Annotated in this window: 15 protein-coding genes and 1 other annotated feature; of the genes, 10 read left to right on the top strand and 5 right to left on the bottom strand. The window is 50.0% G+C overall.

The genetic code is table 11. The features are described from left to right. Positions 1-150 precede the first annotated feature (150 nt). Both BEB54_RS06765 and cobO read left to right on the top strand, forming a co-directional pair. Positions 151-909: a YciK family oxidoreductase gene (locus tag BEB54_RS06765; protein WP_000559303.1), complete on the top strand. Its 759-nt coding sequence runs from the start codon at positions 151-153 to the stop codon at positions 907-909. Continuing rightward, complete coding sequence (cobO, locus tag BEB54_RS06760) at positions 906-1,496, top strand: cob(I)yrinic acid a,c-diamide adenosyltransferase (protein WP_001278876.1); 591 nt, start codon at positions 906-908, stop codon at positions 1,494-1,496. Before BEB54_RS06765 ends, cobO begins: the two co-directional genes overlap by 4 nt. A 52-nt stretch (positions 1,497-1,548) precedes the next feature. Here the strand turns inward: cobO and BEB54_RS06755 are convergent, their stop codons facing one another. The 5 genes from BEB54_RS06755 to rnm form a co-directional block, all read right to left on the bottom strand. Then, a complete protein-coding gene (locus BEB54_RS06755; RefSeq protein WP_001000709.1) occupies positions 1,549-1,857 on the bottom strand; it encodes a hypothetical protein in 309 nt (102 codons plus the stop codon). Positions 1,858-1,868: 11 nt separating this feature from the next. Further along, on the bottom strand, positions 1,869-2,870 hold the full coding sequence (locus BEB54_RS06750; RefSeq protein ID WP_105277387.1) for a hypothetical protein: 1,002 nt from the start codon (positions 2,868-2,870) through the stop codon (positions 1,869-1,871). A gap of 169 nt (positions 2,871-3,039) precedes the next feature. Continuing rightward, the gene (rluB, locus tag BEB54_RS06745) at positions 3,040-3,915 is read right to left on the bottom strand and encodes a 23S rRNA pseudouridine(2605) synthase RluB (protein WP_001291206.1); all 876 of its coding nucleotides are present in this window, start codon (positions 3,913-3,915) and stop codon (positions 3,040-3,042) included. Between the two features lie 100 nt (positions 3,916-4,015). Next, on the bottom strand, positions 4,016-4,636 hold the full coding sequence (locus BEB54_RS06740) for an L-threonylcarbamoyladenylate synthase (RefSeq protein ID WP_001353240.1): 621 nt from the start codon (positions 4,634-4,636) through the stop codon (positions 4,016-4,018). Further along, positions 4,633-5,514 carry an RNase RNM gene (gene rnm / locus BEB54_RS06735; protein WP_032184177.1) on the bottom strand — a complete coding sequence of 294 codons (882 nt, stop codon included), beginning with the start codon at positions 5,512-5,514 and terminating at the stop codon, positions 4,633-4,635. Before rnm ends, BEB54_RS06740 begins: the two co-directional genes overlap by 4 nt. Before the next feature lie 136 nt (positions 5,515-5,650). Here rnm and trpL point away from each other — a divergent pair, with 136 nt between their 5' ends. The 8 genes from trpL (at position 5,651) to BEB54_RS06695 (ending at position 13,469) form a co-directional block, all read left to right on the top strand. Continuing rightward, positions 5,651-5,695 (top strand): trp operon leader peptide, encoded by a 45-nt coding sequence (gene trpL, locus BEB54_RS06730; protein WP_001700591.1) that lies wholly within the window; start codon positions 5,651-5,653, stop codon positions 5,693-5,695. Continuing rightward, positions 5,672-5,765, top strand: a sequence feature (Trp leader region). Its footprint overlaps the gene before it by 24 nt. A 21-nt stretch (positions 5,766-5,786) precedes the next feature. Then, positions 5,787-7,349, top strand: a complete 1,563-nt coding sequence (trpE, locus tag BEB54_RS06725; protein ID WP_105277386.1) for an anthranilate synthase component I — start codon at positions 5,787-5,789, stop codon at positions 7,347-7,349. Beyond that, complete coding sequence (trpD, locus tag BEB54_RS06720; RefSeq protein ID WP_000763524.1) at positions 7,349-8,944, top strand: bifunctional anthranilate synthase glutamate amidotransferase component TrpG/anthranilate phosphoribosyltransferase TrpD; 1,596 nt, start codon at positions 7,349-7,351, stop codon at positions 8,942-8,944. The genes trpE and trpD overlap by 1 nt, the downstream gene beginning before the upstream one ends. Then, positions 8,945-10,306, top strand: coding sequence for a bifunctional indole-3-glycerol-phosphate synthase TrpC/phosphoribosylanthranilate isomerase TrpF (gene trpCF, locus BEB54_RS06715; RefSeq protein WP_170881843.1), 1,362 nt, complete (start codon positions 8,945-8,947; stop codon positions 10,304-10,306). Positions 10,307-10,317: 11 nt separating this feature from the next. Continuing rightward, a complete protein-coding gene (trpB, locus tag BEB54_RS06710) occupies positions 10,318-11,511 on the top strand; it encodes a tryptophan synthase subunit beta (RefSeq protein WP_000209510.1) in 1,194 nt (397 codons plus the stop codon). Next, complete coding sequence (gene trpA, locus BEB54_RS06705) at positions 11,511-12,317, top strand: tryptophan synthase subunit alpha (protein ID WP_103253883.1); 807 nt, start codon at positions 11,511-11,513, stop codon at positions 12,315-12,317. Before trpB ends, trpA begins: the two co-directional genes overlap by 1 nt. A gap of 380 nt (positions 12,318-12,697) precedes the next feature. Continuing rightward, the gene (locus BEB54_RS06700) at positions 12,698-12,877 is read left to right on the top strand and encodes a general stress protein (protein ID WP_000807647.1); all 180 of its coding nucleotides are present in this window, start codon (positions 12,698-12,700) and stop codon (positions 12,875-12,877) included. Between the two features lie 91 nt (positions 12,878-12,968). Next, positions 12,969-13,469: a YciE/YciF ferroxidase family protein gene (locus tag BEB54_RS06695; protein WP_001056440.1), complete on the top strand. Its 501-nt coding sequence runs from the start codon at positions 12,969-12,971 to the stop codon at positions 13,467-13,469. Positions 13,470-13,481 lie beyond the last annotated feature (12 nt).

Below are 13,481 nucleotides of genomic sequence, written 5' to 3'. Positions count from 1 at the left end.
AGATGTTATTGCAGCGAAAGTATGACAAAGTATCCATTTTGCGGTGTTATCGCCCCAGGCTGATTGAAATGCCCTTCTGTTTCAGGCATAAAGCCCCAAAGTCTTAAAGTACACTGGCAGCGCGACAGACAACGTCGTTGAGGAGTAGCCATGCATTACCAGCCAAAACAAGATTTACTCAATGATCGCATTATCCTGGTGACGGGAGCCAGCAATGGTATTGGTCGTGAAGCCGCGATGACGTATGCACGCTATGGTGCGACAGTGATTCTGTTGGGCCGTAATGAAGAAAAATTACGTCAGGTAGCCAGCCACATAAACGAAGAAACTGGGCGTCAGCCACAGTGGTTTATTCTCGATTTGCTGACCTGCACGTCCGAAGATTGCCAACAACTGGCACAGCGCATTGCCGTTAATTATCCGCGTCTGGATGGTGTTTTGCATAATGCCGGATTGCTCGGCGATGTTTGCCCAATGAGCGAGCAAAACCCGCAGGTCTGGCAGGACGTCATGCAGGTCAACGTTAATGCCACCTTTATGCTCACCCAGGCACTGCTTCCTTTATTACTCAAATCGGACGCCGGTTCACTGGTCTTTACTTCATCAAGCGTTGGACGTCAGGGGCGTGCAAACTGGGGCGCTTATGCAGCGTCGAAATTTGCCACCGAAGGGATGATGCAGGTACTGGCCGATGAATATCAGCAGCGCCTGCGCGTCAACTGCATTAACCCAGGTGGTACGCGCACCGCAATGCGCGCAAGCGCCTTCCCGACCGAAGATCCACAGAAACTTAAAACACCCGCTGATATCATGCCGCTCTACCTCTGGCTGATGGGCGATGACAGCCGCCGTAAAACCGGCATGACCTTTGACGCCCAACCGGGCCGTAAACCAGGAATATCCCAATGAGTGATGAACGCTACCAACAGCGTCAGCAGCGTGTAAAAGATAAAGTGGATGCCCGTGTGGCCCAGGCCCAGGATGAACGCGGTATTATCATCGTCTTTACCGGCAATGGAAAAGGCAAAACCACCGCAGCATTTGGTACGGCAACACGCGCAGTTGGTCACGGAAAAAAAGTGGGCGTCGTGCAGTTTATTAAAGGCACCTGGCCTAATGGCGAACGAAATCTGCTGGAACCACACGGCGTTGAATTTCAGGTGATGGCAACGGGCTTTACCTGGGATACGCAAAACCGCGAATCTGATACCGCGGCCTGCCGTGAAGTCTGGCAACATGCCAAACGAATGCTGGCCGATCCTTCACTGGATATGGTTTTGCTCGATGAGCTGACGTATATGGTGGCGTATGACTATTTACCACTGGATGAAGTGGTGCAGGCGTTAAATGAACGTCCACATCAACAGACGGTGATTATCACGGGTCGTGGTTGTCATCGGGATATTCTTGAACTGGCGGATACGGTAAGTGAATTACGCCCCGTCAAACATGCGTTTGATGCTGGTGTTAAGGCGCAAATCGGGATTGATTATTAAGGGAAAGCACCTCAAAAGATCGCCTCTTGAGGTGCTTTAATCATGATTATATTCAAGCGGCAATAGCAAAACTCAGAATCCGTTTAATCTCATTCAAATGTCCCGGATATGCTTCATGATTCTCAGCGTCAACATCTTCAATAAATAATATCAGTTCAGTAATTAACGCATTGGCATCTTCATAACTGATTCCGCTTAACTCTGGCGAAGTTTCAGTACCGTAGTTAATCGTCAGATTGTTCATCACCGTGAGGATAAGGATAAAATATTTATGACAAACCTTGCATGTGGTTTTGTTGCCCAGAGTATTATACAGCATATCAAGTAATGCCAGTATTCTACGGTTTTGTACATCGTTCATAAAAAGCCCTCCTATAACATTATTCCGCTGGCAATAAGCAATTTCGCCAGCCCCTCAGACGCCTTTAACCCACTAATGACCTGTGCGCGTAATATTTCATTTAATCTTTTTTGTTCAGCTGCCGTGCGTGTTTTATTAGTGTATAAACCTTTTAGATAATCACCCTTATCTATAAAGGCATTTAAAGCTTCAATCGCGGGCATTGCAGCAGCCGATGCCTGTAGTCTGGTTTCATTCACATTGATTACTGAACTTAGAAACTCCTTCCTGTTTTTCAGAGTGTTAAACTCTGTATTCTTAGAGTTTTTAGATACCGCATTATAATAAAGCATATTATTATGTACATTCGCAAAGGTATAATTTTCAATCTTATCGCCTTTTGTATAAATATCATTACGCAAAACAGTCATGTTTTTTATAAGTCTTACCCAATTTTTATCCGCCGTTTTACCTATTTTCCCAGCATTGACCTTTATTATATGTAACTCATTGAAATAACTTACTAAATCTTTAACCGCCGCTGCCGATTCAGCTAAATCTTTGCTATGTGAAACATCAAGTAGTGTTTGCGCGTTGTTTGCGTGATCCAGAGCCTGTTTAAGTAATGTCACTTGCTGACTTTCTGTAGTTTTTATGTCTTCAGTCAAGAGCTCTACATAAGCACTCATGCTATTAATGACTTCCATTGAAGCCAGTAGTTTCTCTTTTTCGAATGGGACTAATTGTACTTTATCTGTTTTTTCTTCAGGGGGCCTGCATAATTTTCCACCCTGACCATCGTTCGCAACATCAATGGTATAATCAGGTCGCAATGCACAATCCGGATTAGTCGCATAAAAATTAACAAGAAAGTTTTCACGAGAAGCATAGTATTGTTTAAAGAAACTTGCATTCGCCGCAACCGCCTTGTTACCCGCAGTAATAACAGTTTCAGCTTGTTCATTTTTCAATGCTTCAGTTGCACAACCTGAAAGCATTAACAGCGATAGAAATAATCCACTATATCTAATCATAACCCACCTCTTGACGTTGAGTTTATCTCAGATAATTAAATAGTAATGTGGCTATTCCCTGGCATTATTCATAAGCAAGTATGAAATTAAATTAAAATACTGCGACTATTTATCATGCTTCAAATGAAGAAAAGGCCCCGCAGGGCCTTTATTTAATACTTAACTTAAATTAACCGTTATTATTACGTCCACCAGAACGACGACCGCCGCTGACCTGGCTGTGACGTTTCACCGCACGACGAATTTGATTCGCCTTCATACGACGACGGTCTTTTTCTACAGCAACTTTAGAGCTGGTTTCTGGCGGTAGTTCCACCAGCTCACGCAGATAGTTAGTCTGGGCAAGATCCAGCTCAGTCCAGCCACCGCGTGGCAGACCTTTCGGCAGTGGGATATCACCGTAACGCACGCGGATCAGACGGCTCACCTGCACACCAACAGCTTCCCAAAGACGACGAACTTCACGGTTACGGCCTTCGGTCAGAGTAACGTTGTACCACTGGTTGATCCCTTCGCCGCCGCTGAACTTAATGGTTTTAAAGGCTGCCGGACCATCTTCCAGCTGCACGCCACGACTCAAATCACGCAGTTTCGCGTCGTCAACCTGACCAAATACACGCACGGCATATTCACGTTCAACTTCACGGCTTGGATGCATTAAACGGTTTGCCAGTTCACCATCGGTGGTGAACAGCAGCAGACCACAGGTGTTAACGTCCAGACGACCTACGGCAATCCAGCGTGCGCCACGCAGCTTTGGCAGACGGTCAAATACCGTTGGACGCCCTTCCGGATCGTTACGGGTACACAACTCACCTTCCGGTTTGTAATAGGCCAGAACGCGACAAATTTGTTCAGCGGACTCACGTACCGAAATCAGGTGACCATCGATACGGATTTTCAATCCAGGGGTAATTTCAACACGATCGCCGAGTTTAGCAATTTTGCCATCAACACTCACACGACCGGCTTCAATAATAGATTCGATTTCACGGCGAGAACCGTGGCCGGCACGCGCCAGCACTTTCTGTAGCTTTTCGCTCATAGAGCTTCCTTTTGGTGTCGCCTTCCCAGGCGTCGAACAGGAGAATCAATGGCGCAGTAGAGCGCCATTTTAAGGCCGCGTAGTATACAGAGTTAAGCACTTATAAAAAAGGCTTCACATCACCTACGCCTTCACGCAATACGACTGGCGTATCATCGGTGAGATCAATAACCGTTGTCGGTTTCTGCCCGAGATAGCCGCCGTGAATAATCAAATCCACCTGTTTTTCCAGACGGTCTTTAATTTCTTCCGGATCGGATTCGGTAAATTCACTGCCTGGCAGCATTAGCGAAGTGGAAAGCATCGGTTCGCCCAATGCTTCAAGCAACGCCTGCGCAATTGGGTTAGAAGGCACACGCATACCGATGGTTTTGCGTTTTTCCTGCAACAGACGGCGTGGCACTTCCTTCGTCCCCTTCAGGATGAAAGTGTAGTTACCCGGCGTATTGTTTTTCATCAAACGAAACGCAACGTTATCGACAAATGAATAGGTCGAGAGTTCAGAAAGATCGCGACACATCAGGGTAAAGTTGTGACCGTCCGGCAGCTGGCGAATACGACAAATACGCTCCATGGCGTTTTTATCTTCAATTTTACAGCCGAGCGCATAGCCGGAATCAGTTGGATAAACAATCACCCCGCCTTTACGCACGATCTCCACCGCCTGGTTGATCAGACGTTGCTGCGGGTTATCAGGATGAATATAAAAAAACTGGCTCATAATTCCCTCTCTGTGGTGTTCTGCGGCTGTTCCCATAGCTGCCAGACGCCTTCAACGCCTGCGGGCAGCCAGAGTTTACGACCCAGTTCGATCCACGGGCATGGCTGATGAAAATCAGATCCTTGTGATGCCCATAAATGGTGCTGGCGGGCAAGCGTCGCCAGTTGGGTGCGTTCATTGGGCGATTGCTGGCACTGCGCGACTTCCATCGCGTCGCCGTGGTGTTCGGCAAAATGCGCAACCAATCTTTTCAGCCATTTAGCACTAAGATTGTACCGCCCAGGATGAGCAAGCACCGCCTTACCGCCAGAATGATGAATGACATCAATAGCTTGTTCTATTGTACACCACTGTGGCGGAACGTATCCGGTTTTCCCGCGCGCCAGATATTTTTTAAAGATATCCGCCATTGAACTGGCTTTGCCACATTCAACCAAGAAACGAGCAAAATGACCGCGCGTCACCGCACCGCCCTGCGCCAGTCGTTGCGCGCCTTCCAGCGCTCCAGGTATTTGCGCTTTTTCAAGTCTTTCGGCAATTAACTTCGCCCGCTGATTGCGCCGTTCTGTCTGCTGCGCGAGAAACTCACACATTAACGGATGAGTAATATCAATATTCAGCCCGACAATATGAATTTCATGATTTTCCCAGACGGTGGATATTTCCACGCCAGGAATAAGATTCAGTGCCAGTCCTGAACGTGAAATTTCTTCTCTTGCTGGCGCGATTGCCGCTGTGGTGTCATGGTCGGTGATCGCCAGGGTGCCGACGCGCATCTCGACTGCACGGTGCACCAATGCTTCTGGCGTCAGGCAGCCATCGGAAGCTGTGGTATGGCTGTGCAGGTCATAAATCACTGCGTAATTCGTGTCGCTCAAGGCGCACTCCCATTTTGGATAATGTTTTTGCGCCGACATCATAACGGTTCTGGCAAATATTCTGAAATGAGCTGTTGACAATTAATCATCGAACTAGTTAACTAGTACGCAAGTTCACGTAAAAAGGGTATCGACAATGAAAGCGATTTTCGTACTGAAAGGTTGGTGGCGCACTTCCTGAAACGGGCAGTGTATTCACCATGCGTAAAGCAATCAGATACCCAGCCCGCCTAATGAGCGGGCTTTTTTTTGAACAAAATTAGAGAATAACAATGCAAACACAAAAACCGACTCTCGAACTGTTAACCTGCGAAGGTGCTTATCGCGATAATCCGACCGCGCTTTTTCATCAGTTGTGTGGGGATCGTCCGGCAACGCTGCTGCTGGAATCCGCAGATATCGACAGCAAGGATGATTTAAAAAGCCTGCTGCTGGTGGACAGTGCGCTGCGCATTACAGCATTAGGTGACACTGTCACAATTAAGGCGCTCTCCGGCAATGGCGAAGCCCTGCTGACACTACTGGATAACGCCCTGCCCGCTGGGGTCGATAATGAGCAATCGCCACAATGCCGCGTACTGCGCTTCCCCCCGGTCAGTCCACTGTTGGATGAAGACGCCCGCTTATGCTCCCTTTCGGTTTTTGACGCTTTCCGCTTATTACAGAATCTGTTGAATGTACCGAAGGAAGAACGGGAAGCGATGTTCTTTGGCGGCCTGTTCTCTTATGACCTTGTGGCGGGGTTTGAAGATTTACCGCAACTGGCAGCGGAAAATAACTGCCCTGATTTCTGTTTTTATCTCGCTGAAACGCTGATGGTTATCGATCATCAGAAAAAAAGTACCCGTATTCAGGCCAGCCTGTTTGGTCAAAATGAAGAAGAAAAACAACGTCTCACTGCTCGCCTGAACGAACTTCGCCAGCAACTGACCGAAACCGCGCCACCGCTGCCGGTAGTTTCCGTGCCGCATATGCATTGTGAATGTAATCAGAGCGATGAAGAGTTCGGTGGCGTAGTGCGTTCGTTGCAAAAAGCGATTCGCGCCGGAGAAATTTTCCAGGTCGTGCCATCTCGCCGTTTCTCACTGCCCTGCCCGTCATCGCTGGCGGCCTATTACGTGCTGAAAAAGAGTAATCCCAGCCCGTACATGTTTTTTATGCATGATAATGATTTCACCCTGTTCGGCGCGTCGCCGGAAAGTTCGCTCAAGTATGACGCCTCCAGCCGCCAGATTGAGATCTACCCGATTGCCGGAACACGCCCACGAGGACGTCGCGCCGATGGTTCACTGGACAGAGACCTGGACAGCCGCATTGAACTGGAGATGCGTACCGACCATAAAGAGCTTTCTGAACATCTGATGCTGGTGGATCTCGCCCGTAATGATCTGGCACGCATTTGCACTCCTGGCAGCCGCTACGTAGCCGATCTCACCAAAGTTGACCGTTACTCTTACGTGATGCATCTCGTCTCCCGCGTGGTCGGTGAGCTGCGCCACGATCTTGACGCCCTGCACGCTTACCGCGCCTGTATGAATATGGGCACGTTAAGCGGTGCCCCGAAAGTGCGCGCCATGCAGTTAATTGCCGAAGCGGAAGGTCGTCGACGCGGCAGCTACGGCGGCGCGGTAGGTTATTTCACCGCACATGGAGATCTGGACACCTGCATTGTCATCCGTTCGGCGCTGGTGGAAAACGGTATCGCCACCGTGCAAGCCGGTGCTGGCGTAGTCCTTGATTCTGTTCCGCAGTCGGAAGCCGACGAAACCCGTAATAAAGCCCGCGCTGTACTGCGCGCTATCGCCACCGCGCATCATGCACAGGAGACTTTCTGATGGCTGACATTCTGCTGCTCGATAATATCGACTCTTTTACTTATAACCTGGCAGATCAGTTGCGCAGCAATGGGCATAACGTGGTGATTTACCGCAACCATATTCCGGCGCAAACCTTAATTGAACGTCTTGCGACCATGAGCAATCCGGTGCTGATGCTTTCTCCTGGCCCCGGAGTGCCGAGTGAAGCAGGTTGTATGCCGGAACTCCTCACCCGTTTGCGTGGCAAGCTGCCAATTATTGGCATTTGCCTCGGACATCAGGCGATTGTCGAAGCTTACGGGGGCTATGTCGGTCAGGCGGGCGAAATTCTTCACGGTAAAGCGTCGAGCATTGAACATGACGGTCAGGCGATGTTTGCCGGATTGACAAACCCATTGCCGGTGGCGCGTTATCACTCGCTGGTTGGCAGTAATATTCCGGCAGGTTTAACCATCAACGCCCATTTTAATGGCATGGTGATGGCGGTGCGTCATGATGCGGATCGCGTTTGTGGATTCCAGTTCCATCCGGAATCCATTCTCACCACCCAGGGCGCTCGCCTGCTGGAACAAACGCTGGCCTGGGCGCAACAGAAGCTGGAGCCGACCAACACACTGCAACCAATTCTGGAAAAACTGTATCAGGCGCAGACGCTTAGCCAACAAGAAAGCCACCAGCTGTTTTCAGCGGTGGTGCGTGGCGAGCTGAAACCGGAACAACTGGCGGCTGCATTGGTCAGCATGAAAATTCGCGGCGAGCACCCGAACGAAATCGCCGGGGCAGCAACTGCCCTTCTGGAAAATGCTGCGCCGTTCCCACGCCCTGATTATCTGTTTGCCGATATCGTCGGCACCGGCGGTGACGGCAGCAACAGTATCAATATTTCTACCGCCAGTGCGTTTGTCGCCGCGGCCTGTGGGCTGAAAGTGGCGAAACACGGTAACCGCAGCGTCTCCAGTAAATCCGGCTCGTCGGATCTGCTGGCGGCATTCGGTATTAATCTTGATATGAACGCCGATAAATCGCGCCAGGCGCTGGATGAGTTAGGCGTCTGTTTCCTCTTTGCGCCGAAATATCACACCGGATTTCGCCATGCGATGCCGGTTCGCCAGCAACTGAAAACCCGCACCCTGTTCAACGTGCTGGGGCCACTGATTAACCCGGCGCATCCGCCGCTGGCGCTAATTGGTGTCTACAGCCCGGAACTGGTGCTGCCAATTGCCGAAACCTTGCGCGTGCTGGGGTATCAACGCGCAGCGGTGGTGCACAGCGGGGGGATGGATGAAGTTTCATTACACGCGCCGACAATCGTTGCCGAACTGCATGACGGCGAAATTAAGAGCTATCAGTTGACCGCTGAAGATTTTGGCCTGACACCCTACCATCAGGAGCAACTGGCAGGCGGAACACCGGAAGAAAACCGTGACATTTTAACACGCTTGTTACAAGGTAAAGGCGACGCCGCCCATGAAGCAGCCGTCGCGGCGAATGTCGCCATGTTAATGCGCCTGCATGGCCATGAAGATCTGCAAGCCAATGCGCAAACCGTTCTTGAGGTACTGCGCAGTGGTTCCGCTTACGACAGAGTCACCGCACTGGCGGCACGAGGGTAAATGATGCAAACCGTTTTAGCGAAAATCGTCGCAGACAAGGCGATTTGGGTAGAAGCCCGCAAACAGCAGCAACCGCTGGCCAGTTTTCAGAATGAGGTTCAGCCGAGCACGCGACATTTTTATGATGCACTGCAAGGCGCACGCACGGCGTTTATTCTGGAATGCAAAAAAGCGTCGCCGTCAAAAGGCGTGATCCGTGATGATTTCGATCCGGCACGCATTGCCGCCATTTATAAACATTACGCTTCGGCAATTTCGGTGCTGACTGATGAGAAATATTTTCAGGGGAGCTTTGATTTCCTCCCCATCGTCAGCCAAATCGCCCCGCAGCCGATTTTGTGTAAAGACTTTATTATCGACCCTTACCAGATCTATCTGGCGCGCTATTACCAGGCCGATGCCTGTTTATTAATGCTGTCGGTGCTGGACGACGATCAGTATCGCCAGCTCGCTGCTGTAGCCCACAGTCTGGAGATGGGCGTGCTGAGCGAAGTCAGTAATGAAGAGGAGCTGGAGCGCGCCATTGCATTGGGAGCAAAAGTCGTTGGCATCAACAACCGCGATCTGCGTGACTTGTCGATTGATCTTAACCGTACCCGCGAGCTTGCGCCGAAACTGGGGCACAACGTGACGGTAATCAGCGAATCCGGCATCAATACTTACGCCCAGGTGCGTGAGTTAAGCCACTTCGCTAACGGCTTTCTGATTGGTTCGGCGCTAATGGCCCATGATGATTTGAACGCCGCCGTGCGCCGGGTGTTGCTGGGTGAGAATAAAGTGTGTGGTCTGACGCGTGGGCAAGATGCTAAAGCAGCTCATGACGCGGGCGCGATTTACGGTGGATTGATATTTGTTACAACGTCACCCCGTTGCGTCAGCGTTGAACAGGCGCAGGAAGTGATGGCTGCGGCACCGTTGCAATACGTTGGCGTGTTCCGCAATCACGATATTGCCGATGTGGTGGACAAAGCTAAGGTGTTATCGCTGGCGGCAGTGCAACTGCATGGTAATGAAGATCAGCTGTATATCGACACTCTGCGTGAGGTTCTGCCAGCAAACGTCGCCATCTGGAAGGCTTTAAGTGTCGGTGAAACTCTTCCCGCGCGCGATTTTCAGCACATCGATAAATATGTATTCGACAACGGTCAGGGCGGGAGCGGACAACGTTTCGACTGGTCACTGTTAAACGGTCAATCGCTTGGCAACGTTCTGCTGGCGGGTGGCTTAGGCGCAGATAACTGCGTGGAAGCGGCACAAACCGGCTGCGCCGGGCTTGATTTTAATTCTGCTGTAGAGTCGCAACCGGGCATCAAAGACGCACGTCTTTTGGCCTCGGTTTTCCAGACGCTGCGCGCATATTAAGGAAAGGAACAATGACAACATTACTTAACCCGTATTTTGGTGAGTTTGGCGGCATGTACGTGCCACAAATCCTGATGCCTGCTCTGCGCCAGCTGGAAGAAGCTTTTGTCAGCGCGCAAAAAGATCCTGAATTTCAGGCCCAGTTCAACGACCTGCTGAAAAACTATGCCGGGCGCCCAACCGCGCTGACCAAATGTCAGAACATTACAGCCGGCACTAACACCACGCTGTATCTGAAGCGTGAAGATTTGCTGCACGGCGGCGCACATAAAACTAACCAGGTTCTGGGCCAGGCTTTGCTGGCGAAGCGGATGGGTAAAACCGAAATCATCGCCGAAACCGGTGCTGGTCAGCATGGCGTGGCTTCTGCGCTTGCCAGCGCCCTGCTCGGCCTGAAATGCCGTATTTATATGGGTGCCAAAGACGTTGAACGCCAGTCGCCTAACGTTTTTCGTATGCGCTTAATGGGTGCGGAAGTGATCCCGGTGCATAGCGGTTCCGCGACGCTGAAAGATGCCTGTAATGAGGCGCTACGCGACTGGTCCGGCAGTTATGAAACCGCGCACTATATGCTGGGCACTGCAGCTGGCCCGCATCCTTACCCGACCATTGTGCGTGAGTTTCAGCGGATGATTGGCGAAGAAACGAAAGCGCAAATTCTGGAAAGAGAAGGTCGTCTGCCGGATGCCGTTATTGCCTGTGTTGGCGGCGGTTCGAATGCCATCGGCATGTTTGCAGATTTCATCAACGAAACCGACGTCGGCCTGATCGGCGTGGAGCCTGGTGGTCACGGTATCGAAACTGGCGAGCACGGCGCACCGTTAAAACATGGTCGCGTGGGCATCTATTTCGGTATGAAAGCGCCAATGATGCAAACCGAAGACGGGCAGATTGAAGAGTCTTACTCGATTTCTGCCGGGCTGGATTTCCCGTCCGTTGGCCCACAGCATGCGTATCTCAACAGCATAGGTCGTGCTAATTACGTGTCGATTACCGATGATGAAGCACTGGAAGCCTTTAAAACGCTGTGCCTGCACGAAGGGATTATCCCGGCGCTGGAATCCTCCCACGCGCTGGCCCACGCACTGAAAATGATGCGCGAAAACCCGGAAAAAGAGCAGCTACTGGTGGTTAACCTTTCCGGTCGCGGCGATAAAGACATCTTCACCGTTCACGATATTTTGAAAGCACGAGGGGAAATCTGATGGAACGCTATGAATCTCTGTTTGCCCAACTGAAGGAGCGCAAAGAAGGCGCATTCGTTCCTTTCGTCACCCTCGGTGATCCGGGCATTGAGCAGTCGCTGAAAATTATCGATACGCTAATTGAAGCCGGTGCTGACGCGCTGGAGTTAGGTATCCCCTTCTCCGACCCACTGGCAGATGGCCCGACGATTCAAAACGCCACACTGCGTGCCTTTGCGGCAGGTGTGACCCCGGCGCAGTGCTTTGAGATGCTGGCACTCATTCGCCAGAAGTACCCGACCATTCCGATCGGCCTTTTGATGTATGCCAACCTGGTGTTTAACAAAGGCATTGATGAGTTTTATGCCCAGTGCGAAAAAGTCGGCGTCGATTCGGTGCTGGTTGCCGATGTGCCCGTGGAAGAGTCTGCGCCCTTCCGCCAGGCCGCGTTGCGCCATAATGTCGCACCTATCTTTATTTGCCCGCCGAATGCCGACGAGGATTTACTGCGCCAGATTGCGTCTTATGGCCGTGGTTACACCTATTTATTGTCGCGTGCGGGCGTGACCGGAGCTGAAAACCGCGCCGCGTTACCTCTCAATCATCTGGTTGCGAAGCTGAAGGAGTACAACGCGGCGCCTCCATTGCAAGGATTTGGTATTTCCGCCCCGGATCAGGTAAAAGCAGCGATTGATGCAGGAGCGGCGGGCGCGATTTCTGGTTCGGCAATTGTTAAAATCATCGAGCAACATATTAATGAGCCAGAGAAAATGCTGGCGGTACTGAAAGCTTTTGTACAACCGATGAAAACAGCGACGCGCAGTTAATCCCACAGCCGCCAGTTCCGCTGGCGGCATTTTAACTATCTTTAATGAAGCAGGAAAAATCCTAAATTCATTTATTATTTATCTTTTTACCGTTTCGCTTACCCCTGACGTACGTCAACTTACGTCATTTTTCCGCCCAAAAGTAATATAATCAAACAAATTAATCCCGCAACAAAACACTACTAAAATCAATAATTTTCTCTAACCCACTTATTTCTTGGGTATTTATGAATATATCGAAAGTCTTTTTCAAAATATATTTTTCACATTCCTTCTCACTTTGCTCAATTTGACTAATTCTCATTACCGACTAATTTTAATGAGTGTCGACACACAACACTCATATTAATGAAACAATGCAACGCAACGGGAGAAATAACATGGCCGAACATCGTGGTGGTTCAGGAAATTTCGCCGAAGATCGTGAGAAGGCATCCGACGCTGGCCGTAAAGGCGGTCAACACAGCGGCGGTAATTTTAAAAATGATCCGCAACGCGCATCCGAAGCGGGTAAAAAAGGCGGTCAGCACAGCGGTGGAAATAAATCAGGAAAATCCTGATCCGCCGTTAATTATTAATATCAGCTGACGTTGATAAAGATAATTGCCTCTGCGGGCCGTATGGCTCGCAGTGATTTCACTGGAGAAAAATATGAATATGAAGTCCATTGAAGATGTATTTATTCACCTGCTTTCAGACACCTACAGTGCAGAAAAACAATTAACACGGGCACTAGCAAAACTCGCCAGAGCAACATCTAACGAAAAATTAAGTCAGGCTTTTCATGCACACCTCGAGGAAACTCATGGACAGATTGAACGTATTGATCAAGTTGTGGAATCTGAACCGAATCTGAAAATTAAGCGCATGAAATGTGTGGCAATGGAAGGTCTCATTGAAGAAGCTAATGAGGTCATCGAAAGTACCGAGAAAAACGAAGTACGTGATGCCGCACTGATTGCCGCTGCACAGAAAGTTGAGCACTATGAGATCGCCAGTTATGGGACATTAGCGACACTGGCTGAGCAATTAGGTTATCGTAAAGCAGCGAAGCTTCTGAAAGAAACTCTGGAAGAAGAAAAGGCCACCGACATGAAACTAACTGATCTGGCCCTTAATAACGTAAATAAGAAAGCAGAAAATAAAGCCTGAAATATGAACTTT

This window comes from Escherichia sp. MOD1-EC6021 (assembly GCF_002965245.1).
Lineage (GTDB): Bacteria > Pseudomonadota > Gammaproteobacteria > Enterobacterales > Enterobacteriaceae > Escherichia > Escherichia coli_F.
The sequence above is the reverse complement of the archived record's forward strand: the minus strand, read 5'-3'. Positions and strand labels throughout refer to the sequence as shown.